At 63.3% G+C, this 20,846-nt stretch carries 19 protein-coding genes and 1 pseudogene; 11 read left to right on the forward strand and 9 right to left on the reverse strand.

What is annotated here, in order from left to right:
* Positions 1 to 187: 187 nt before the first annotated feature.
* Positions 188 to 544, reverse strand: a complete 357-nt coding sequence (locus tag NKH12_RS20725; RefSeq protein WP_352954840.1) for an ArsR/SmtB family transcription factor — start codon at positions 542 to 544, stop codon at positions 188 to 190.
* 194 nt (positions 545 to 738) lie between these two features.
* Between NKH12_RS20725 and NKH12_RS20730 the strand changes: the two genes are divergently transcribed.
* Positions 739 to 1,917, forward strand: a complete 1,179-nt coding sequence (locus tag NKH12_RS20730) for an MFS transporter (protein ID WP_352954841.1) — start codon at positions 739 to 741, stop codon at positions 1,915 to 1,917.
* A gap of 83 nt (positions 1,918 to 2,000) precedes the next feature.
* Here NKH12_RS20730 and NKH12_RS20735 read toward each other — a convergent pair whose 3' ends face one another.
* Complete coding sequence (locus NKH12_RS20735) at positions 2,001 to 2,600, reverse strand: LysE family translocator (RefSeq protein WP_352954842.1); 600 nt, start codon at positions 2,598 to 2,600, stop codon at positions 2,001 to 2,003.
* A gap of 98 nt (positions 2,601 to 2,698) precedes the next feature.
* Between NKH12_RS20735 and NKH12_RS20740 the strand changes: the two genes are divergently transcribed.
* Positions 2,699 to 3,568 carry a LysR substrate-binding domain-containing protein gene (locus tag NKH12_RS20740; RefSeq protein WP_352954870.1) on the forward strand — a complete coding sequence of 290 codons (870 nt, stop codon included), beginning with the start codon at positions 2,699 to 2,701 and terminating at the stop codon, positions 3,566 to 3,568.
* Between the two features lie 64 nt (positions 3,569 to 3,632).
* Here the strand turns inward: NKH12_RS20740 and NKH12_RS20745 are convergent, their stop codons facing one another.
* Complete coding sequence (locus NKH12_RS20745; RefSeq protein ID WP_352954843.1) at positions 3,633 to 4,286, reverse strand: dihydrofolate reductase family protein; 654 nt, start codon at positions 4,284 to 4,286, stop codon at positions 3,633 to 3,635.
* A 147-nt stretch (positions 4,287 to 4,433) separates the two neighbouring features.
* A complete protein-coding gene (locus tag NKH12_RS20750) occupies positions 4,434 to 5,273 on the reverse strand; it encodes a protein-L-isoaspartate O-methyltransferase family protein (protein ID WP_352954844.1) in 840 nt (279 codons plus the stop codon).
* A 31-nt stretch (positions 5,274 to 5,304) separates the two neighbouring features.
* On the opposite strand from NKH12_RS20750, the pseudogene NKH12_RS20755 reads away from it, so the two are divergent.
* From NKH12_RS20755 to NKH12_RS20770, 4 genes and pseudogenes are all read left to right on the forward strand, one after another.
* Positions 5,305 to 5,388 (forward strand): annotated as a pseudogene (locus tag NKH12_RS20755) (manganese-binding transcriptional regulator MntR); the annotation flags it as partial.
* A gap of 95 nt (positions 5,389 to 5,483) precedes the next feature.
* A complete protein-coding gene (locus NKH12_RS20760; protein WP_352954845.1) occupies positions 5,484 to 5,672 on the forward strand; it encodes a hypothetical protein in 189 nt (62 codons plus the stop codon).
* Positions 5,673 to 5,871: 199 nt separating this feature from the next.
* Positions 5,872 to 6,798 carry a KPN_02809 family neutral zinc metallopeptidase gene (gene ypfJ / locus NKH12_RS20765; RefSeq protein ID WP_352954846.1) on the forward strand — a complete coding sequence of 309 codons (927 nt, stop codon included), beginning with the start codon at positions 5,872 to 5,874 and terminating at the stop codon, positions 6,796 to 6,798.
* Positions 6,799 to 6,980: 182 nt separating this feature from the next.
* The gene (locus NKH12_RS20770) at positions 6,981 to 8,234 is read left to right on the forward strand and encodes a TCR/Tet family MFS transporter (RefSeq protein WP_352954847.1); all 1,254 of its coding nucleotides are present in this window, start codon (positions 6,981 to 6,983) and stop codon (positions 8,232 to 8,234) included.
* Position 8,235: 1 nt separating this feature from the next.
* Here NKH12_RS20770 and carA read toward each other — a convergent pair whose 3' ends face one another.
* Complete coding sequence (gene carA / locus NKH12_RS20775; RefSeq protein WP_352954848.1) at positions 8,236 to 9,453, reverse strand: glutamine-hydrolyzing carbamoyl-phosphate synthase small subunit; 1,218 nt, start codon at positions 9,451 to 9,453, stop codon at positions 8,236 to 8,238.
* Positions 9,454 to 9,733: 280 nt separating this feature from the next.
* Here carA and NKH12_RS20780 point away from each other — a divergent pair, with 280 nt between their 5' ends.
* Positions 9,734 to 10,183: a GatB/YqeY domain-containing protein gene (locus tag NKH12_RS20780; protein ID WP_287058793.1), complete on the forward strand. Its 450-nt coding sequence runs from the start codon at positions 9,734 to 9,736 to the stop codon at positions 10,181 to 10,183.
* A gap of 81 nt (positions 10,184 to 10,264) precedes the next feature.
* Here NKH12_RS20780 and NKH12_RS20785 read toward each other — a convergent pair whose 3' ends face one another.
* Complete coding sequence (locus NKH12_RS20785) at positions 10,265 to 10,723, reverse strand: DUF1801 domain-containing protein (protein ID WP_352954849.1); 459 nt, start codon at positions 10,721 to 10,723, stop codon at positions 10,265 to 10,267.
* A 159-nt stretch (positions 10,724 to 10,882) separates the two neighbouring features.
* Here NKH12_RS20785 and NKH12_RS20790 point away from each other — a divergent pair, with 159 nt between their 5' ends.
* On the forward strand, positions 10,883 to 11,785 hold the full coding sequence (locus NKH12_RS20790; protein ID WP_352954850.1) for an arginase family protein: 903 nt from the start codon (positions 10,883 to 10,885) through the stop codon (positions 11,783 to 11,785).
* A gap of 13 nt (positions 11,786 to 11,798) precedes the next feature.
* Here NKH12_RS20790 and NKH12_RS20795 read toward each other — a convergent pair whose 3' ends face one another.
* The 3 genes from NKH12_RS20795 to NKH12_RS20805 all read right to left on the reverse strand — a co-directional run bounded on the left by NKH12_RS20795 (position 11,799) and on the right by NKH12_RS20805 (position 15,495).
* Positions 11,799 to 12,308: a DUF1801 domain-containing protein gene (locus tag NKH12_RS20795; RefSeq protein WP_352954851.1), complete on the reverse strand. Its 510-nt coding sequence runs from the start codon at positions 12,306 to 12,308 to the stop codon at positions 11,799 to 11,801.
* 181 nt (positions 12,309 to 12,489) lie between these two features.
* Positions 12,490 to 13,671 carry an MFS transporter gene (locus tag NKH12_RS20800; protein WP_352954852.1) on the reverse strand — a complete coding sequence of 394 codons (1,182 nt, stop codon included), beginning with the start codon at positions 13,669 to 13,671 and terminating at the stop codon, positions 12,490 to 12,492.
* 159 nt (positions 13,672 to 13,830) lie between these two features.
* Complete coding sequence (locus tag NKH12_RS20805) at positions 13,831 to 15,495, reverse strand: Na/Pi cotransporter family protein (protein ID WP_352954853.1); 1,665 nt, start codon at positions 15,493 to 15,495, stop codon at positions 13,831 to 13,833.
* A gap of 390 nt (positions 15,496 to 15,885) precedes the next feature.
* Between NKH12_RS20805 and NKH12_RS20810 the strand changes: the two genes are divergently transcribed.
* The 3 genes from NKH12_RS20810 (at position 15,886) to rpoD (ending at position 20,777) form a co-directional block, all read left to right on the forward strand.
* Positions 15,886 to 16,251, forward strand: coding sequence for an RcnB family protein (locus NKH12_RS20810; protein ID WP_352954854.1), 366 nt, complete (start codon positions 15,886 to 15,888; stop codon positions 16,249 to 16,251).
* A 155-nt stretch (positions 16,252 to 16,406) separates the two neighbouring features.
* Positions 16,407 to 18,383 (forward strand): DNA primase, encoded by a 1,977-nt coding sequence (gene dnaG / locus NKH12_RS20815; RefSeq protein WP_352954855.1) that lies wholly within the window; start codon positions 16,407 to 16,409, stop codon positions 18,381 to 18,383.
* A 372-nt stretch (positions 18,384 to 18,755) separates the two neighbouring features.
* Entirely contained in the window at positions 18,756 to 20,777 is a 2,022-nt protein-coding gene (gene rpoD, locus NKH12_RS20820) for an RNA polymerase sigma factor RpoD (RefSeq protein WP_095488943.1), read from the forward strand.
* The last annotated feature ends 69 nt before the right edge of the window (positions 20,778 to 20,846 follow it).

A 20,846-nucleotide genomic window follows, 5' to 3' on the forward strand; every position in this document is an offset into this window, starting at 1 on the left:
CCGGCGCCGGGCGCGGGGGCGCTTCCCCCGGGTCGCGGATATATAAATGACGCTTCTTGGACCGAGCGGCGAGCGTAAAGGCCCCTCTCGGGCTCGGCGCCGCCGAGACACCTCTCCCCACTTTGTGGGGCGAGGAACCCCGGTTCTGAGAAATCCGCTCCTTTAATCGGCGGTTCCGGCGTCGTGTTTAAGCGCGAATGTCGATCTCGGAGGCGCCCACCGCGGGCAGTGCGGTGTCATCGACCGCAGCGGCAATGACGCTATCGAGCAGGCCCGGAAAACGGGCATCGAGATCGTCGCGGCGCAGCGTGATCAGCCGGCTGGTGCCGACCACCTCGGTGCGGGTGACACCGGCCTCGCGCAGCTTGGCCAAATGATAGCTGAGATTGGTCTTCGAGCCGAGATCGAGGAATTGGCTGCAATTCAGCGGCACACCTTCCTTGCTCGCGAGATAGCGCACGATGGCCAGCCGCGTCGGGTCGCCGAGCACGGCAAGCACGTTCGACAGGCTGATCTGGTCGGCGGCGGGGTGGGGCAGTGTCATGCCGGAGAACTAAGCGCAATCAGGGCCGATTTCAACGCATCTCCTCCTTGGCGGTATGCACGCAGTTTCTATCTCCCGCCACCTTGTCCTGACATAGAGCTGTCAGGAGGGTTCCGCTATTCTCGTGTGGCTTCATTGACATTATGCCCTATTATGTACAATAGTTCAATGAATTTTGAACTAAGGATTTCACCATGGACAAGCGCCTCATCTGGCTTGCGCTCGGATCATTTACGATCGCGACCGAAGGCTTCGTCATTTCAAGCTTGCTGCCCGACATTGCGGCCGACGCCGCCATCTCCGTTCCGCTCGCCGGCACGTTGATCACCGCCTTCGCGCTCGCCTATGCGCTCGGTGCGCCGATCCTGGCGACGCTGACCGGCGAATGGGACCGGCGGCGCGTCATCCTGTGGACGCTGGTGTTTTTCGTGCTGGGCAATCTGGCGGCGGCGCTGAGTTCCTCGTTCGAATTGCTGCTGATAGCGCGCATCGTCATGGCGCTGTCGTCCGGCCTGTTCGCGGCGACGGCGCAAGGGACGGCCGTGGCGCTTGTCGATGATCATCACCGCGCCCGCGCCATTGCCTTCGTTGTCGGCGGCACCACGGTGGCGGTGGCGGTCGGCGCGCCGCTCGGCGCACTTGTCGCGACCGTTGCCGGCTGGCGCGGCACGTTCTTTGCCATCGCCGGGCTCGGCGCACTGGCCGGCGCAATCCTGTGGTACCGGCTGCCACGCGGCATCGTCGGCACCAAGCTGCCGCTCAGGCAGCGGCTGGCAGCAACCATTCGCCCCGGCGTGCCATCGATCCTGCTGACTACACTTTTGGCGCTCACCGGCGCCTTCACGGTCTTTGCCTTTGTCGCGCCGCTGGCCATCGAAGGCGGGGGCTTGAGCCCGATCGCGCTGCCCGGCATGCTGCTTGCCTTCGGCATCGGCGCCGTCATCGGCAACATCGCCGGCGGGCAGGCCGCCGACCGCTTCGGCGCGACGCGCACCGTCAGCTGGTCGCTTGGGCTGAGTGCGGTCATGCTGATCATGCTTTCGGTCATCCCGGCATTCCTGCCGCACAGCATCGCCGGGCCGGCGCTGATGGCCATGATGGTGCCGTGGGGCATCGTCGGCTGGGCGTTCCCGCCGGCGCAGGCCAGCCGCATCATCAGGCTGGCGCCCGACGCAGCGCCCATCGTGCTGTCGCTCAACGGGTCGGCACTCTATCTCGGCGTGGCGCTGGGCGCCGTAGTCGGCGGCGCGGTGCTGCACTATGGCGCGCCAGCCGATCTCGGCCTGGTCGCAGCAGCGTTCCCGATCCTGGGTCTTGGCGTCATGCTGGCCGGCCACCGGGCGGCCCGGGCTATTGCCATGCCGGCGGAGTAAGGTCTGTTGCAAAAACCGGTCGCCGGCCGCCTTAGGCTGATGGCGCGGCCGGCGGCACATTACGCCGCCTGAACATCGGGCATCTAAGCTGGCTGCCACATCGGAATGATCGAGGCGGCGAGCAGCAGGCCGAGCATGGCGTTGAGCACGCGCCACTGCCGCTCGGTTCTAAGCAACCGGGCGAGCAGCGTGCCTGCCACGCACCAAGCCGACAGCGACACCGCCGCCGCCACGCCGAAGACCGCGCCGAGCAAAAGGGCAAGCTGCAGCGGTCCGTTGGCGAGCGCGGCAAAAGATGCCGCCGCCCCCAGCCCCATGGCCCAACCCTTGGGGTTCATCCATTGCAGACCGGCGCCACCGAAAAAGCTGTTCGGCTTGGCCATGGTCACGTCCAGATTGGGTGGGCCGCTGCGGCCGATCTTGAAGGCGAGCCAGATCAGATAGAGCGATCCGGCTATTTTCATCGCCAGTTGCAAGGACGGAGCCGCCGCCAACAGGCCGGCGAGCCCGGCAGCACCTGCCGCGGCCACTGTGGCCAGGCCGGTCGCACTTCCGGCCATCAGCGGGACAGAGCGGCGAAAGCCGAACTGCGCCCCGGACGCCGTCGACAAGGTCGTGGCCATGCCGGGCGTGGAGGTCGAGACCAGCGCAAACAGGACAAGCGGGGAGATGGCCTCAAACATGCTGTTTCCTCTGTTGGGAACCCAGCATGCTAAGCACGGACATGCATCAGTAAATGCAATGTTTGTCATAGGTGGCATTAGAGAATATAATGCCACCTATGATCCGCAATCTCGACACGGCCCTGATCCGCACCTTTGTCACTGTCGCCGACAAGGCCAGCATGACCGCAGCGGCTAATGCGCTGCATCTGACGCAGGGCGCCGTCAGCCAGCAGATCAGACGGCTGGAGGAGGTTCTCGGCTGCAGCCTGTTCGAGCGCGACCGGCGCGGGCTGAGACTGACCCGTTCCGGGGAACGACTGTTCGGCAAGGGCAAGCGCCTGCTGTCCCTGAATGACGAGATCTGGGCCGAGATGGCGACCAGCGCGGTTGCCGGTGAGGTGCGGCTCGGCGTGCCGTATGATCTGGTTGGCACCGTGCTTGCGCCGGTGTTGAAGACCTACGCCGAAACCTATCCGCAAGTCGAGATTTCGTTGGTCTGCGCCTCGTCGCCGGAGCTTGCGGCGGCATTGGCATCTGGCACGATAGACCTTGCCGTGATCGAGGAACCGGTCGGTCCGTCCACCGGCGAATGTCTCGCCATCGACCGGCTGGTCTGGGTCGGCGCCAGAGGCGGTGTCGCTCGCCGCAAGCGGCCTTTGCCGGTTTCGATGGTGGCCGATACCTGCGCGTTCCGCCCGGCGGTGCTAGCGGCGCTCAGTGAGCATGGGTTGGAATGGCGGACCGTGTTCGAGAACGGCAACCTCGATGCGACGACAGCGACGGTGCGCTCGGATCTGGCCGTCACCACCTGGCTGGCCTCCACCGTGCCTGCCGACCTCGATATTCTGTCTGCCGATCCGGAGCTGCCGGCCTTGCCGAATTTCTCGATCAATTTGCACCTGCCGAAGCATGGTGTCGGTCCCGCCGCGCGGGAGTTTGCCGCGTGCATCCGCGATGGGCTGGCGCGGCGGCAGCAGGCGGCGTGATCGGCAAATGGCACAGGGACGGCCGGTGTCCGGCCATCCCTTGTTGTTAGCCCTGTGCGGTCGTCTACTTCCAGGTCCGGCGCCTCTCGATCTCGGCTTCGGACGGCTGTTCCTGGGCGAAGGATCCAGTCTTGATCTCACCGGCGCGTTCGTAGCTCGCCATAATGACACCGGTGGTCGATGCCTGTGAGCGGTTCAGCTTGAAAGCCGCCGGAATTGCGCCGCTGCCAAACAGCCGCTTGCCCTTGCCCAGCACCAGCGGGAAGGTCAGCAGACTAATCTCGTCGATCAGGTCATTGGCGAGCAAGGTCTGGATGAGTTCGCTCGATCCCTGGATGAGCAGGTCCGGGCCGTCCTCCTGCTTGAGCTGGCGCAGTGTGGCCACGACGTCGTCGCCGAGCCACTGGCTGTTTTGCCACGACAGCGTATCGGGCCGGTGCGTTGCCACATATTTGGTGGCGGCGTTGAAGCTGTCGGCGATCGGACCGCTCTCCTGGTACGGCCAATGCGCGGCGAATATGTCGTAGGTCTTGCGGCCGAGGAGCAGCGCGAATGGTTTTGCGAAGGTCTCACCAATAAAGGCGCCCCCGACGTCGTCCCAGTAATGGAACGTCCAGCCACCGAATTCGAAGCCGCCGACCGGGTCTTCTTCCGGACCGCCGGGCGCCTGCATGACGCCGTCGAGGCTGACGAACGTCGCAGTGGTGATCTTCCTCATTGGATTCTCCCTTTTTCTTCATCCGTGCCGTTGCGGCCGGATTTCGGCCAAAGGACGTGCGAGCGGACGCCTGTCCGACAGGGCCGGAAAAACTTCCAGCGCTCCAGCCGGCGACGGGCAAGCATCGGACGCCTCGCCTCGGCGACGTCATTGCGACCGCCCGCCGCCAATACTTTGCGACGAGAACCAGACGTCGCCGATGACGGCGGTGGCGGTGGCGTCCGGTGCCTTATCGGCGATCAGCCAAATCGAGCGGCTGCGTGCCGCCTTGTCGCGGTCGATTTTTGTCGCGGGGCCTGCGGACGAGGCGCCGATGCAAGGGATGAACCATGACCGCATGAAGGGGTCGCAGGCAAAACCCTGTTCGGTGCGGCTTACCATCACCGCGAGGCCGACGCGCTCGGCCGGACGCCACGGAAAGACCATGCGGGCGCCGGGCTTCAGCGCCTTCAGCCACTCGGCCGTTGGTGCTGCAACGCCGGCATTGACATAGATGATGTCGGACGGTGGCGGGCTGCCGATGACCGCATCGCCATGGATGACGGTCACATTGCCATAGGCTTCGAGGTTCTGTCTCGCGCGGTCGGCGAGACTGGATTCCAGTTCGAAGGCGGTGACTGCGCCGCCAGGCAAAACCAGCTGTGCCAGCAGAGCTGTGTAGTAGCCGGTGCCGGCGCCGACATGGGTGACGGTCTCGCCGGGCTTTGGCGCCACCTTGCCGATCCACATGGCATGCAGGAACGGCTCGCCATTGTTGATGCCCTTGTCGGCGTCGAGCGCCACCAGCACGTTCTGATAGATGTGAACAGGATCGGCGCTCGGCGTTTCGACCTTGCCGTTGCCGGCGACGACCATCCACGGCCCAGGTCCGAGAAAGGCTTCGCGCGGCACCGCGCCGAATACGTCTTCGAGACGCGGATCGGCCGGACCTGCATTGGCAGCCATCAGCCGCGCATAAAAGCGGCGCACATCGGCGAGATCGGTCATGGCCTCAAGATAGCGCAGACTGCCGATTTGTCGCGTCGATGCCGAGGGCAACGAGCGCCATGTCAGCGCCGAGACGCTTGAAGCGTTTCGTAAGGCAATGATGGCGACACGCTAAGTCTACCGCCATTGCCGACAGTCCTGCCGGAACCGCCGCGTTGCCGCTGCGTTTGAGATCGTGCCAGCAATTGGCGTGAGACCGAGGAGGATACCATGGGCGTCGAACAGGCACCGACAGCGAAGGGCAAGCAAGCGGCCCAGGGATTGAAGCAAGCTGCGGCGAAGGACGAACGCAAGACCGAAGCGGAAACCGGCCGCCCGCTCAAAAAGGGCGCAGCCCGCTTCGACGAGCGTTCGAAAAGCTCGGACGGCAAGAGCGCGGGTACCAAGCAGAAGATCTGAGTGTAACCGCCAAGTCCAAGAAAAATGCGCCGGTAGGCTTCTTAGCCGTGGGTGTCGTGCATCGACTGAGCCCAGAGCCGGCGGCCCTTGATGCGAAAAATACTGTGACTTGGCGCAACCATTGAGATAATTGTTTGTTGGTTCGGACCGGGCCATGAGATCGGCAAGTTAACGGGAACGTGCATCGCAGGGAGTTGCCATGCTCTGGAAGGGCCGTCGTCAAAGTGACAATGTCGAGGACCAACGCGGACAGGGCGGCGGGTTCAACCTGCCGGGCGGCGGCCCCGGCCGCTTCCGCATCCCGGTCGGTGGCCGCTCCGGCGGTGGAATGTCGCTGTCGACCATCATCATTCTCGTGGTCCTCTATTTCGGGCTGAAGGCCTTCGGCATCGATCCGCTGCAGATCCTGGCCGGCGGCGGTGGCGGCTTGGGGCCGGGCGGCGGCGGTCAGATCACCGACAACAGCGGCGGCACCGGTGTGCCGGCCTCCGACGAGATGAAGCAGTTCGTCTCGACTGTGCTGGCCGAGACCGAGGACACCTGGACCGGCATTTTCCAGGCCGAGGGCCTGACCTATGAGGATCCGAAGCTGGTGCTGTTCAGCGGCCAGATCCGCTCGGCCTGCGGCTCCGCCTCGTCTGCGGCCGGACCGTTCTACTGTCCCGGCGACCGCAAGGTCTATCTCGATACCACTTTCTTCCAGCAGCTCGACCAGCAATTCGGCGCCTCTGGCGATTTCGCGCAAGCCTATGTGATCGCGCATGAGGTCGGCCATCATGTGCAGAATCTCACCGGCATCCTGCCCAAGTTCAACCAGATGCGGCAGCAGATGGGCGAGGCCGAGGCCAATCACATGTCGGTGCAGGTCGAGCTCCAGGCCGACTGCTTCGCCGGCGTCTGGGCGCATTTCACCGGGCAGAAGGGAATCCTGGAGCAGGGCGACATGGAAGAGGCGCTGAACGCCGCCCAGCAAATCGGCGACGACACGATGCAGAAGAAGATGCAGGGCTACGTCGTGCCGGAAAGCTTCAACCATGGCACGTCGCAGCAGCGGCAGACCTGGCTGGCGCGTGGCTACAAGAGCGGCAAGCTGTCGGATTGCGATACGTTCAACACTTCGATCTGAGGTGTTCGGACTCTCGTTGAGACCGTTGATGCGCGGGCGGCGACGCAGGGCCTGGCCGCACTCATGTCGACAGTTGATGTCAGGATGAAAATTCCTGGCCTGTTCCCTTATTGTTCTGAGCGGCTGACTCGCCTATAACTGGTCCTACCGCCTCCGAGACGGCTCAAGGAGTCGATATCGTCATGATCGATGCCAGAACCGCCAGGCGGGGCCTTGCGCTTGTTTTCACCACGCTGCTGCTCGACATCACCGGCATCGGCATCATCATGCCGGTGCTGCCGGCCTATCTGCAGGAGCTGACCGGCGTTGGTGTCAGCGAAGCGGCGATCGAGGGCGGCTGGCTGTTCTTCGTCTATGCGGCCATGCAGTTCCTGTTCGCGCCGCTGGTCGGCAACCTAAGCGACCGCTTCGGCCGCCGCCCGATCCTGCTGGCCTCTGTGCTGACCTTCGCCATCGACAATCTGATCTGCGCAGTGGCGTGGTCGTATTCGGTCCTGTTCATCGGCCGTGTGCTGGCCGGCATCAGCGGCGCCAGCTACTCGACCGCCTCAGCCTTTATCGCCGATGTCAGCACCGACGAGAACAGGGCGAAGAATTTCGGCCTGCTCGGTATCGCCTTCGGTGTCGGTTTCGTCATCGGCCCGGTGCTGGGCGGGTTGCTTGGCGAATTCGGGCCACGCGTGCCGTTCTGGGGAGCGGCGGTGCTCGCTCTCATCAACTTCATCGTCGGCTGGTTCTTCCTGCCGGAAACGCTGGAGCAGCATCACCGGCGCCGCTTTGAATGGCGCCGCGCCAATCCTCTCGGCGCCATGAAGCAGATGCGCAACTATCATGGCATCGGCTGGATCGGGCTGGTGTTCTTCCTGATGACGCTCGGCCACATGATGTACCCTGCCGTGTGGTCGTTCGTCGGCAGCTACCGCTACGGCTGGAGCGAACAGCAGATCGGCCTCTCACTCGGCGTCTTCGGCCTTGGCGGAGCCCTGGTCATGGGTTTTGTTCTGCCGCGCGTCATCCCGCGGCTCGGCGAATGGCGGACCGCCGCCATCGGTCTTGCTTTTACCGCGCTCGCCGCCTTCGGCTACGCCGCGGCATGGAAGGGCTGGATGATCTATGCGGTGATCGTGGCGACCTGCCTCGAGGCACTCGCCGACCCGCCGCTGCGGAGCTTGGCGGCGGCCAAGGTGCCGCCCTCGGCGCAAGGCGAATTGCAAGGTGCGATGACGAGCGTGTTTTCGATCACCAGCATCATCACGCCGTTGCTTTATACGGGAATCTTCGCCTGGTTCACCGGGCCGAGCGCGCCCGTGACGTTCGGCGGCGCGCCCTTTGTGCTCGGCGGTATCTTTCTCGCTCTGTCGCTGATCGCATTCGTGCTCAGGGTCGAAAGACCGGTCGCGGTGAAGGACGTCACGACGGCGACGGTGCGAACCTGAATCAGGCGCGCTCCGCCAGCGCCGGCTCACCGCGCTTTTCGCGGATGAGATTGACGAAGCGGCGGAACAGATAGTGCGAATCCTGCGGGCCGGGCGAGGCTTCGGGATGATGCTGGACCGAGAACACCGGCCTTCCTGTCAGCGTGATGCCGCAGTTCGAGCCGTCGAACAGCGAGACATGGGTTTCTTCGACGCCGCTCGGTAACGAGTCGGCATCGACGGCAAAGCCGTGATTCATTGAGACGATCTCGACCTTGCCGGTAGTGTGATCCTTGACCGGATGGTTGGCGCCGTGATGGCCCTGATGCATCTTTGCGGTCTTGCCGCCCAGCGCCAGCGCCAGCATCTGGTGGCCGAGGCAGATGCCGAAGACCGGGATGTCGGTCTTCAGCAGGTCTTGGATGACCGGCACGGCATAGTCGCCGGTGGCTTCCGGGTCGCCGGGACCGTTGGAGAGAAAGATGCCGTCGGGCCGCATGGCGAGGATCTCCTCGGCGCCGGTGTTGGCCGGCACCACGGTAACCTTGGCGCCGAGACCGGCAAGCAGGCGCAATATGTTGCGCTTGACGCCGTAGTCGATGGCGACGACATGCATCGCCGGATCGATCTGTTCGCCAAAACCCTCGTCCCATACCCAGGGCGTCTCGCGCCAGACCGAGGACTGGCCGGAAGTGACGTCCTTGGCCAGGTCAAGCCCGATCAGGCCGGACCAGGCGGCGGCGCGGCGCTTCAGATCGTCGATGTCGAAGACCCCGTCAGGCGCGTGCGCGATGACGGCGTTGGGCATGCCCTTTTCACGGATCAGCGCGGTCAGCGCGCGGGTGTCGATGCCGGAAAGCGCTACGATGCCACGTTTCTTCAGCCATTGGTCGAGTCCAGCTGCGGCGCGATAGCTGGACGGGTTGGTGACGTCGGCCTTGAACACGGCACCGACGGCGCCCGCCCGCGCGACCGGGTTGAGATCCTCGATGTCTTCGTCATTGGTGCCGATATTGCCGATATGCGGAAAGGTGAAGGTGACGATCTGGCCGGCATAGGACGGGTCGGTGAGGATTTCCTGATAGCCTGTCAGTGCGGTGTTGAAGCAAACCTCGGCGACCGCGGAGCCGGTAGCGCCAAGGCCGCGGCCCTCGATGACGGTGCCGTCGGCCAGCACCAGCAAGGCGGTCGGCTTCTCGGTGGCCCAAGGGGGCGTCGACGCGGCGGTCATCGTTGCCATGGCGGCACTCCTAAAAGGCTGCACCCTTCAATCGGTCCGGCGAACCATTCTGCGCAGCAAACCGCGCGCAGCGGCGATTTCGCAGCCAGCGCGCGCAACAAAAATTCAGTTCATGCAAGACCCAGTACATAGGGGAAGGCGCCAAGGCGGTCAATGATGCCACGCCGTACGAGCCTGGATTTATTTCGTCGAACAATATCAGCGGTTTGCCGGGCGGCATCGAATTTGCCTTGGGCTTTCGGCACGGCTATTGTCCGTCGCGTTCGAAGGAGAAAGCATCATGCGCAGCAAAATCGCCGAATCCCTGAAGAGTGCGATGAAGGCGCAGGACAAGCGCCGGCTGCCGACATTGCGGCTGATCCAGGCGGCCATTCATGACCGCGACATCGCCAATCGCGGCGCCGGCAAGGAGCCGGCCAGCGATGACGAGATCCTGCAGATCCTGGCCAAGATGGTGAAGCAGCGCGAAGAGTCGGCCAAGGCGTTCGACGACGGCAAGCGGCCGGAGCTTGCCGCGCAGGAGCGCGACGAGATGGCTATCATACGAGACTTCCTGCCGACGCAACTGGGCCAGGCCGAGACCGAAACGGCGATCCGCGCCGCCATCGCCGAGACCGGCGCCAGCGGCGTTAAGGACATGGGCAAGGTGATGGCCGTGCTCAAGGAGAAATACGCCGGACAGATGGATTTCTCCAAGGCGAGCGGCATTGTCAAGGGGCTGCTGCAGTAGGGGTTTTCCCGCTGCAGCGACGCTCATAAGTCGTGGGGAAGGCGACCGCGAGGAGCCAGCCCCGCCGGATGCGGATGATCCTCAAGCGCTCTTCGGTTTCTTCTGAGAGCGGGCAGTAGCTCGCACCGACATGTTCAGTGCCACGGCGGCGCGTATGAGTGCCTTCAACGCCTCTTCATCGATCTTGTCGCCCTCATGGAAATCGATGGCGCGTCTGGTGTTGCCTTCGAGGCTGGAGTTGAAGAGGCCTGCAGGGTCCTCCAACGAGGCGCCTTTGGCGAAGGTCATCTTCACGACGTTCTTGTACGTCTCACCGGTGCAGATAATTCCGGCGTGCTCCCACACCGGAACCCCTCTCCACTTCCACTCCTCGACCACTTCGGGGTCGGCTTGCTTGATGAGGGTTCGGACCCGAGCGAGCATCTCGCCCCGCCAGTCGCTCAGCTCGTTGATTCTCGCATCTATCAATTGAGAGGGAGTGTCTCCTCCTGCTCCTTCCTTCGAGCCGCTCTTCTTCATGGCTGTTGTCGCTTTGGTCATGATTGGTCCCAGTGGCTTTGTGAACGTTCGGCGTCCGGCGTCTCACGACGGCATCGATGCGGCGAGCCGTTTGCCGCTCCGGCGCGGGCGACAAACTCTCGACGTCGAGGAGGAACCTTCGTCCCTCCAGACCCGTTTTGCAACGAGGATCATACGAAAATGGAGCTTCGATTTGGCGGCGCGTTTGTTGAACATTGTCGGCGCCCCCCCAGCGCCGGCGCCTATTCGCCGGGGCAGGAACAAGCCCCTTCGGCCTTTCGGCGACATGGGCTCGCAGAGGCGCTCGCGAGCCGAGGCAGAACCATCAGGGATCACGGCGATGTTGCGTCGTTCCGATGGCGACCGGATCCCTTGCGGCAGCAGGCCATGAACCTGGAGGCCGTGTGCCAGGCCTGTGACTTGGTCGCAAGCCACGTGGCGACGGCGATCGCAGCGCAGGAAGACGTGCTTGTTTTAGGCGGCGATTGTACTGTGGAGCTGGGAACGGTCGCCGGGGCGAAGGCGGCCGGCGCGCGGATCGGACTCATCTACATAGACTTCGACGCCGATCTCAACACACCTGACACAAGCGACGGCGCCTTGGACTGGACTGGTGTCGCTCATCTGCTCGATATTCCCGGGTGCGAACCTTCGCTCGCCAGGCTCGGCCCAACCCGTCCGATGCTCGTGCCTCAGCAACTCCTCTATTTCGGCGTCGAGAACATCACTCCGCCCGAAGCCGCGGTGATCAGAGATAACGCGATTAAAGTTATATCGCGTGAGGAAGCTTTGAGTGATATCGAGGCGGCGGCGGCGCGCGCGGCCGAATGGGCGGCGCGCTTTGACTGCGTGCTTATTCACTTCGATGTCGATGTGCTCTCCTTTATCGATTTTCCGATTGCTGAGAATGTGCGCCGTTGCGACGGTCTCAAACTGGAGGACGCCGCCTTCGTGCTAAAGCAGCTGACCGGCCTGCCGCAATGGCGCGGCCTGACCATCACAGAAGTCAATCCGGCCCATGCGCCAGACGAGTCCGCCGCGTTCGCACGCTTGAATGAGGTGCTTGCTGCCGCGCTTGGGTAGCTCGCGATGCATCTTACATTCGTTCGCCGGGCAATTGGCTGGCTTGCTTCACCCAAGCGGCAAACTGAGCTTCGTCGAGCTGGTCCTCATAAACGTCGAGATAGCGCACTTCCTTGTGCTTGGATTCGCCGGGAGGAAGAGGACGCAGCGACGTGCCTCGGAAGAAGGTCACTTTGACGTAGCGGGTGAAGACATGGAACGACAGAAACCAGCCCTGGCCCTTGATGCCGTAAAACGGCGAGTTCCATTTGACTGCCTTGTGCACGCCGGGGACGGTGCGCACGATGATTGCGTCGAGGCGGCGCCCGACGTCGCTTTTCCAGCCCGGCATTGCCGCGATGTAGGCCTGCACGGGAGCGTCGCCTTCAGCCTTCGCGATCTGGGGGTTGCCGCCTGCGAGGAGTGCCGGTTTCGCGGCCTTGCCGGACTGCAGCTTCGGCGTCGCCTTGCGCGGTTTGGTCGGTTTCGTAGCGACCCGCTCGGCGGCGGCCTTCGCCGACTTCTCGGACGTGTGGTCGGCCATTGTTGTTCACTCCAGGTGGTAGGCCCAATTGATGATACTCGATTTTAGAAAGCCGCCCCTGAAGATCAACTTCCGAATCCTATTGATCTCCACGAAACCCACAAGCGCAAAAAGGCAGACGTCGCGCAGGCGACCCGGCGCCGAAAGCCTGCGCTACCGGAGCGATTTTAGAGTCTGCCGTCTATTCGGCTGCGGCCGGCAGCGGCGGCGTCGTGTTGCGGCGCCATTCCCAGATATGCGAGGCAAGCGCGACCGCCACGGCGACCAGCATGGCTATGGCGCCAACCACTGGCAGGCTGCGATAGCCATAACCGGCATTGAGCATGGCGGCGCCGAGTGAGGCGGCCAGCGCGATGCCGACATTGAAGCCGGCCGGGATGAGCGATGAGGCGAGATTGGAGGCATCCGCCGTCCAGGTCAGGATACGGGTCTGGATCGGCGTGCCGATGGCGAAGCTGAGACCGCCCCAGATAGTGATCGCCACGACCATCGGCACCGGGTACGGGCTGACGGCGTAAATGACGGCAAGTGTCACCGCCTGCATGAAAAGCATGGTGATGAGCGACGGCATCAGTTTCCAGTCGGCAAGCCGCCCGCCAAGAAAGACGCCAATCGTCGCGCCGACCCCGTTGAGCAGGAGTACCCAGGGCACCAGACCCTCGTCGAGGCCGGTGATCTCAAGCAGCGTCGGCGTGATGTAGGTGAAGAGGCCGAACTGGCCGATCATCAGCATCAGCATGAGGATCAGCGACGTCCAGACCTGCTGGCGTGCAAGCACGCGAACCTCGCTGCCAAAACTGACGGACTGGCGCGACGATCCCGTCTTGCGTGGGAGGAGGGCGGCCATGGCGGCGATGGAAACCACACCAAGCGCGCACATCACCCAGAACGTCGCACGCCAGCCCCAAATGTTGCCGATCGCCGTGCCAGCTGGCACGCCGATGACATTGGAGACGGTCAGGCCCGACAGGATGAGCGCAACGGCCATTCCACGCTGGTCCTGGCGGACCAGGCCGACCGCGACCACCATCGCGACGCCGAAATAGGCGCCGTGTGCCACAGCCACCGCAATCCGCAGCAGCAACATGGAGGCGAAATCCGGTGCAAGTGCGCAAGCGGCCTGGCCGATGGTGAAGGCTGCGGCAAGGCCAAGCAGCAAGGCCTTGCGCGACAGCGTCTTGGTGGCGAGCGTCAACAGCGGTCCGCCGATCGCGATGCCGCCGGCATAGCCGGAGACGAGGTAGCCGGCAGTTGGGATGGAGACGCCAAGGCCATCCGCCACCTGCGGCAGCACGCCAGCGATGACGAATTCGGTGGTGCCGAATGCGAATGCAGCGATGAACAGGGCGATGAGGGGAAGCATGGTGCTGGAAGGCGATCCTTGAATGAGATGGCCTCAAATCACGAACGGGAGCCGCGGGCAATCCAGAAATTGTCGACGCCGCTTTAGGTTTTCTTGATCGGGCAGGCGCGGCAGTTTTTCCTTCTCCCTTTGTTGTGGGAGAAGGACAAGGCTCCGGGATCACCCGGCCTTCAACCGCGAGCCGGTAAGCAGGCCGCGTTCCTCGAGCACGGGATAAGCCATCGAGGCGAGCAGCGAGTTGATCTGCTTCAAGTCGCGGATGGTGTCGAGATGGATGGAGCTGGTCTCGACGCTCTTGGCGGTGCCGTCGCGCAGCCGCACGAAATGGCTGGCGCTGGTCTCCTTCTCGCGGTCGCGCAGCCGGTCCTTTTCCAGCACCAGCTGGCGGGCGGTCTCCGGATCGCGCGAGACCAGCACGTTGAAGGCAAGCCGTGCGTTGGCGAGCACCGAGGCGTGAAAGGCGCTAAGCTCGCGCCAGCCCTCGGGCGTGAATTCCAGCCCGCGCTCGAGCTTCTTCCTGACATGCACCAGCATGTTGCGCACGATGATGTCGCCGACCTGTTCGAGCTTGACGCAGGCGCCGATCAACTCCTGGCAGCGCAGCGCCTCGTCCTCGCTCAACGGGTTCTTAGTGACTTTGGCCAGATAGAGCTTTATCGCGGCGTGCTTCTTGTCGACGCGGTCGTCGAGCGCGGCCAGTGCCTTGATCTTGTCAGCGTCGGCGCTCTCATAGAGCTCGATGATGCGCTTCAGCATGATCTCGACCGTCTCGCAGACCCGCACCACCTCACGGGTGGCGTTGGCCAGCGCCTGGCTCGGCACATCCAGCGCGCTGTCGTTGAGCGCGGACAGCTCGACGACGTCGAGCGCTTCGGCCGGCGCCGGTTTGGTGCCGAGCGCCACGATCTTTTCCGAAACGCGGTAGACGAGGCCGGCCAGTGGCAGGCCGGCAACCAGGATCAGGATGTTGAAGAGGATATGCGCGTTGACGATCTGGTCGGGCACGGTGGCGCCGAGAAAGGCGACCGGCGGCTTCAACCACAGGAACAGGATCAGCATGGCCAGAGAGCCCATGCCGCGCATCAGGAGATTGCCGATCGGTACGACACGCACGCCCGGCTCCGCATTGCGGGTGAGCAGCGGCGCGATGATCGACGAACCCAGATTGACGCCGAGCACCAGCACGATGCCGAGTTCGGGCGGGATGAAGCCACGGCCGGCCAGCGTCACCATCAGCAGCACCGCGGCGATCGAGGAATGAAACAGCCAGGTGACCAGCGCCGCCAGCAGATAGGCGGTGACCGGGTCGCTGGAAAAGTAATCGACGATGACCGGCATCAGCGTGCTCTGGCGCAGCGGCTCCGATGCCTGGCCGATCATCTCCAGCGACAATACCAGCAGGCCGATGCCGACCAGGATACGGCCGAACTGGCGCCAGTCGCGTCGCTCGGTGGCCATGAACATGACGGTGCCGGCGACAAGACAGATCGGCACCAGCAGCGACAGGTCGAAGGTGAGCAGCTTGACCACCAGCGCCGAGCCGATCTCGGCGCCACGCACGGCAAGCTGGCCCGAAATGCCGCTGACGATGCCGGCGCCGGCGAAGGAGCCGACCAGCAAGGTGACGGCGGTGGAGCTTTGCAGCGCGATCGCCAGGCCGCAGCCGGCCAGAACCGCCATGAAGGGATTGCGCATGGTGGCGCGCAGCTTGTGGCGCAGCACATCGCCATAGGCGCGCTCGACGCCGGTCTTCACCAAGCGGGTGGCAAACAGCATCAGCGCCACCGCGCCGGCAAGATGCAGCAAAACGACCGAACCGCTCATTTCAGGCTCGCATTCCGACAGGCGTCAGCGATGCGAGCACCCATGACGGCGAAGAGGCAAAAGAGGGGGCGAATCAAGGACATTGCAAGGGGTCGATACTACTACGACTACTTTTAGCCGGATAATAAATTTTGCCCAATTCGGCCGGCTGTTGGTGCGCGACAGGGCGTGTCGGAAATGGATGGATCGCAAAATGGTTGCATTGCCGGCCAGCTTCTGGATGACCGCGCGGTCAAGTGCCGACGACCCCTTCAGATCTGGTTTGAGCGAAGTGTTGAATTAGCTATTATAAATGTATGAAATCATTACAAAAACGTAATCCGCGTGTTCAGTTTCGGTTCATTCTTCGGGCTACTGCTTGGGCATCGACAACCAAGGAGTACTCCCGTCATGAAACGCATCATCCTTTCCGCAGTCGCCGTCTCGATGCTGGGTGCGACGTCCCTGCAGGGCCAGGCAGCGCCGCTGAACGCGCCGAATGCACCGCAGTCGACCTACAGCCAGGTCGACTGGAAGAAGCCGGACAAGCACGTGAAGAAGCGCGTCGTGGTGAAGAAGAAAGTCGTCGTGAAGAGGAACCATTGGCGCAACGGCCAGAAATATTCGAGCTGGAAGCGCCACCAGCCGATCCGGGACTATCGCCACTACGGCCTGCGTCGTCCGGGCCGTGGCCAGGAATGGATCCGCGTCGGCAACGACTATCTCTTGGTCAGCGTCGTCTCCGGCATCATTTTCGGCGCGATCGCCGCGCACTGACTGTCAAAACGTCGACCGGCGCTATGCCGGAATAGGAAAGAAGGCGGCCCGCAACGGCCGTCTTCTTGTGCCCTGTGAAAACCGGGTATGGTCCGCATTAGGAGTCGTCGGGTTTCGCCGGCGTGATTATATGGAGGACAACCGAGCCGTTCCCGATGCGCTTTCCACCTGCCTTCCTCGACGAGATACGCGACCGCGTGCCGATTTCATCGGTGATCGGCCAGCGCGTTGCGTGGGACAGGAAGAAAACCAACGCGCCGCGCGGCGATTATTGGGCGTGCTGTCCCTTCCATGGCGAGAAGAGCCCGTCGTTCCATTGCGAGGACAAGAAGGGCCGCTACCATTGCTTCGGCTGCTCGGTTTCGGGCGATCACTTCAAGTTCCTCACCGAACTCGACGGGATGAGCTTTCCCGAAGCAGTCGAGAAGATCGCCGACATGGCCGGCGTGCCGATGCCGGTTCGCGATGCCCAGGAGGAACGGCGCGAAAAGGAACGTGCCAGCCTGACCGAAATCATGGAAATGGCGACTGCCTTCTTCCAGGAGCGGCTGCAGGGACCGGAAGGCGCAAAAGCCCGCGCCTATCTGCGCGACCGCGGGCTGACACCGGCTACGCAGCAGTCGTTCCGGCTCGGCTATGCGCCTGACAGCCGCAACGCGCTGAAGGAGCATCTTGCCGCCAAGGGCGTGCCCAAGGCCGATATCGAGGCGTGCGGGCTGGTGCGCCATGGCGACGACGTTCCGGTTTCCTACGATTGGTTCCGCGACCGCATCATGTTCCCGATCCCGGATTCCAGAGGCAAGATCATCGCCTTTGGCGGGCGGGCGCTGGCCGCTGATGCGCTCGCCAAATACATGAATTCGCCCGACACCGAGCTCTTCCACAAGGGCAATGTGCTCTACAACTTCGCCCGTGCGCGCCAAGCACTGGCAAAGGGGGCGCTGGCCAAGGGCGGCACGGTCATCGCCGTCGAGGGCTATATGGACGTGATCGCGCTGGCGCAGGCCGGGTTCGAGAATGTCGTGGCGCCGCTCGGCACCGCGCTGACCGAAAACCAGCTCGAACTCCTGTGGCGCATGGCCGGCGAGCCGGTGCTGTGCTTCGATGGCGACCAGGCCGGACTGAAGGCGGCATGGCGCGCCGCCGACATGGCGCTGCCGGCGGTCCAGGCAGGCCGCTCGGTGCGCTTTGCGCTTCTGCCCGAAGGCAAGGATCCCGACGATCTGGTCAAGGCCGAAGGGCCGGACGCGTTTCGCGCCGTGCTTTCCGAGGCGCGGCCGCTCGCCGAACTTTTGTGGGTGCGCGAAACGGCCGGCGGCATCTTCGACACGCCGGAGCGACGGGCGGAACTGGAAAAGACGCTGCGCGAACTGACCAGCCGCATCCGTGACGAGAGCTTGCGCTACCACTACCAACAGGAAATGCGCGAGCGGGTGCTAAGCTTTTTCGGCACCCAGCGCGGCGCGCGCAAAGGCTATCAAGGGGGGCGGCAAGATGGGCGTCCCGGCGGGCGCTTTCAGGGCAAGGGCTCAGCTCCTGGCGGACAGTTCGCACGCGGCGGCAATGCCGGCGGACGCACCGCGATCACCGAAAGCCTTGGCCGCTCGGCGCTTGTCAAGCGCGGCAGCGAGGGAATGTCGGTGCGCGAGGCGACGATCATCGCAGCTCTTGTCAATCATCCGGCGCTGATCGACGAGAATTTCGCACATGTCGAGTTCCTCGACCTCGCCAACAGCGATCTGAAGCGATTGCATGCGGCCATTCTCGATGCGATGGCGCATGACATGGCCAACGACCGCAACGCGGTGATCGCGACGATCGAACGGGCCGGCTGCGGCGAGATCTGGGCGCGCGTCGTGGCACTGATCAAGCGGGCGCGGCAATGGCCGGCGCTGGAAACAGCCGGACTTGACGATGCCCGCGACGCCTTCAGCCAGGCGCTCCACTTGCAGCGCAGCGCGCGCACCTTACATAAGGAGCTGAAACAGGCGGAAGCGGCGCTCGCCAGCGATCCCACGGACGAAAACTACCGGCATCTCGTCGAGATCCAGGCGCAATTTCGTGATGTGCAAGCAACGGAAGCGCTGATCGAAGGGTTCGGTGTGTCCTCGGGCAGGGCCGGGCGGGTGTAGGTCGAAGCTTACGAAAGAGTGTAAAGTGCAGAACCGTGCTTGCGCGTCGAATCAGCCGCGGCGCTTTAAGTCGGGTAATTGATTCGCTTTTTTCATGCGAATCATGCGAGAGGCGCTTGACCTTCTGGCGGAATGACGGAATCAGGACGATTCGAAACGTTAACCCGTACCGGCGTCGACGGAAAATGCAGCGATGTGAGGTACCGGTCACTGGACAGGCAGTCAGCCTGCCACAGATACCAGGGTTAATCTGGACTTAACGAGAGATGCAGTTACTGGCCCGGGGAAGCGCGTTCTAGAGCGAGCGCATCTGATTTAACCGGCACGGCAGCTTACGCGGCTTGATACTTGGCCGCTTGGAGATAATAAAGAATGGCGACAAAAGAAAAGGAAGAGGTCGAGACCGAACGTGAAGGCGCCACCGACGGGCCTCTGCTCGACCTTTCCGACGATGCTGTCAAGAAGATGATCAAGGCCGCCAAGAAGCGCGGCTATGTCACCATGGACGAACTGAATTCGGTGCTGCCCTCGGAGGAAGTGACCTCCGAGCAGATCGAGGACACGATGGCCATGCTCTCCGACATGGGCATCAACGTGGTCGAGGACGACGAGCAGGGCGAGGAGCCCGAAGCCGCCGATGCGGCTGCCGACGCCGAGGAAGACGCCAACGAACTGGCCGAGCAGACCGGTACCGCCGTTGCCGCGACGACCACCAAGAAAGAGCCGACCGATCGCACCGACGATCCGGTTCGCATGTATCTGCGCGAAATGGGCTCGGTCGAGCTTCTGTCGCGCGAAGGCGAAATCGCGATTGCCAAGCGCATCGAGGCCGGCCGCGAGACGATGATCGCGGGCCTGTGCGAAAGCCCACTGACCTTCCAGGCCATCATCATCTGGCGTGACGAGCTCAACGAATCGAAGATCCTGTTGCGCGAGATCATCGACCTCGAAGCGACTTATGCCGGACCGGAGGCCAAGCAGGCGCCGGTGGTCGAGCGGATCGAGGAAGCCAAGACCGAGGAAAAGCCGCGCCGTTCGCGCGAGGACGAGGACGACATCACCAATGTCGGCGCCGATACGCGCGGTCTGACGGACGACGACGAGGAAGACGAGGACGAAGCGAGCCTGTCGCTGGCGGCGATGGAAGCGGAGCTGCGCCCGCAGGTGATGGAGACGCTCGACGTCATCGCCGACACCTATAAGAAATTGCGCAAGCTGCAGGACCAGCAGGTCGAGAACCGGCTGGCTGCCGCCGGCACGCTGTCGCCCAGCCAGGACCGCCGGCTGAAGGAGCTGAAGGACCAGCTGATCAAGGCGGTGAAGTCGCTGTCCCTGAACACAGCGCGCATCGAGGCATTGGTCGAGCAGCTCTACGACATCAACAAGCGCCTGGTGCAGAACGAAGGCAAGCTGTTGCGGCTGGCCGAAAGCTATGGCGTGCGCCGCGAGGAATTCCTGAAGGAATACCAGGGCTCGGAACTCGATCCCAACTGGACGCGCTCGATCGGCAATCTGACCTCGCGCGGCTGGAAGGAATTCACCAAGAACGAGAAGGACGCGATCCGCGACCTGCGCGCCGAGATCCAGAACCTCGCCACCGAAACGGCGATCTCGATCCTCGAATTCCGCAAGATCGTCAACCAGGTGCAGAAGGGCGAGCGCGAAGCCGCGATCGCCAAGAAGGAAATGGTGGAAGCCAATCTGCGCCTCGTCATTTCGATCGCCAAGAAATACACCAATCGCGGCCTGCAATTCCTCGACCTGATCCAGGAAGGCAATATCGGCCTGATGAAGGCGGTCGACAAATTCGAATACCGCCGCGGCTATAAGTTCTCGACCTATGCGACGTGGTGGATCCGGCAAGCGATCACCCGCTCGATCGCCGACCAGGCGCGTACCATCCGCATTCCGGTGCACATGATCGAGACGATCAACAAGATCGTGCGTACCTCGCGCCAGATGCTGCACGAGATCGGCCGCGAGCCGACGCCGGAGGAACTGGCGGAAAAGCTCGCCATGCCGCTGGAAAAAGTGCGCAAGGTGCTGAAGATCGCCAAGGAGCCGATTTCGCTCGAAACGCCGGTCGGCGACGAGGAGGATTCGCATCTCGGCGATTTCATCGAGGACAAGATGGCGATCCTGCCGATCGACGCGGCGATCCAGGCCAATCTGCGCGAAACGACGACGCGGGTGCTTGCTTCGCTCACCCCGCGCGAAGAGCGCGTGCTCAGAATGCGTTTCGGCATCGGCATGAACACCGATCACACGCTGGAGGAGGTCGGCCAGCAGTTCTCGGTCACCCGCGAGCGCATCCGCCAGATCGAAGCCAAGGCGCTGCGCAAGCTCAAGCACCCGAGCCGCTCGCGCAAGCTGCGGAGCTTCCTCGACAGCTGATGTCGGGTAACGGACAGGCAATTTAAAGGGCGCTGCGGCGCCCTTTTTCGTTCATGCCAGGAATTGTCT

Source organism: Mesorhizobium sp. M1322 (genome assembly GCF_040318085.1).
Lineage (GTDB): Bacteria > Pseudomonadota > Alphaproteobacteria > Rhizobiales > Rhizobiaceae > Mesorhizobium.

Excerpts from the sequence above, each read along its gene's own strand:
- NKH12_RS20725 (WP_352954840.1), bottom strand. The coding sequence starts at position 544 with ATGACACTGCCCCACCCCGCCGCCGACCAGATCAGCCTGTCGAACGTG.
- NKH12_RS20730 (WP_352954841.1), top strand. The coding sequence starts at position 739 with ATGGACAAGCGCCTCATCTGGCTTGCGCTCGGATCATTTACGATCGCG.
- NKH12_RS20735 (WP_352954842.1), bottom strand. The coding sequence starts at position 2,600 with ATGTTTGAGGCCATCTCCCCGCTTGTCCTGTTTGCGCTGGTCTCGACC.
- NKH12_RS20740 (WP_352954870.1), top strand. The coding sequence starts at position 2,699 with ATGATCCGCAATCTCGACACGGCCCTGATCCGCACCTTTGTCACTGTC.
- NKH12_RS20745 (WP_352954843.1), bottom strand. The coding sequence starts at position 4,286 with ATGAGGAAGATCACCACTGCGACGTTCGTCAGCCTCGACGGCGTCATG.
- NKH12_RS20750 (WP_352954844.1), bottom strand. The coding sequence starts at position 5,273 with ATGACCGATCTCGCCGATGTGCGCCGCTTTTATGCGCGGCTGATGGCT.
- NKH12_RS20760 (WP_352954845.1), top strand. The coding sequence starts at position 5,484 with ATGGGCGTCGAACAGGCACCGACAGCGAAGGGCAAGCAAGCGGCCCAG.
- ypfJ (WP_352954846.1), top strand. The coding sequence starts at position 5,872 with ATGCTCTGGAAGGGCCGTCGTCAAAGTGACAATGTCGAGGACCAACGC.
- NKH12_RS20770 (WP_352954847.1), top strand. The coding sequence starts at position 6,981 with ATGATCGATGCCAGAACCGCCAGGCGGGGCCTTGCGCTTGTTTTCACC.
- carA (WP_352954848.1), bottom strand. The coding sequence starts at position 9,453 with ATGGCAACGATGACCGCCGCGTCGACGCCCCCTTGGGCCACCGAGAAG.
- NKH12_RS20780 (WP_287058793.1), top strand. The coding sequence starts at position 9,734 with ATGCGCAGCAAAATCGCCGAATCCCTGAAGAGTGCGATGAAGGCGCAG.
- NKH12_RS20785 (WP_352954849.1), bottom strand. The coding sequence starts at position 10,723 with ATGACCAAAGCGACAACAGCCATGAAGAAGAGCGGCTCGAAGGAAGGA.
- NKH12_RS20790 (WP_352954850.1), top strand. The coding sequence starts at position 10,883 with ATGGAGCTTCGATTTGGCGGCGCGTTTGTTGAACATTGTCGGCGCCCC.
- NKH12_RS20795 (WP_352954851.1), bottom strand. The coding sequence starts at position 12,308 with ATGGCCGACCACACGTCCGAGAAGTCGGCGAAGGCCGCCGCCGAGCGG.
- NKH12_RS20800 (WP_352954852.1), bottom strand. The coding sequence starts at position 13,671 with ATGCTTCCCCTCATCGCCCTGTTCATCGCTGCATTCGCATTCGGCACC.
- NKH12_RS20805 (WP_352954853.1), bottom strand. The coding sequence starts at position 15,495 with ATGAGCGGTTCGGTCGTTTTGCTGCATCTTGCCGGCGCGGTGGCGCTG.
- NKH12_RS20810 (WP_352954854.1), top strand. The coding sequence starts at position 15,886 with ATGAAACGCATCATCCTTTCCGCAGTCGCCGTCTCGATGCTGGGTGCG.
- dnaG (WP_352954855.1), top strand. The coding sequence starts at position 16,407 with ATGCGCTTTCCACCTGCCTTCCTCGACGAGATACGCGACCGCGTGCCG.
- rpoD (WP_095488943.1), top strand. The coding sequence starts at position 18,756 with ATGGCGACAAAAGAAAAGGAAGAGGTCGAGACCGAACGTGAAGGCGCC.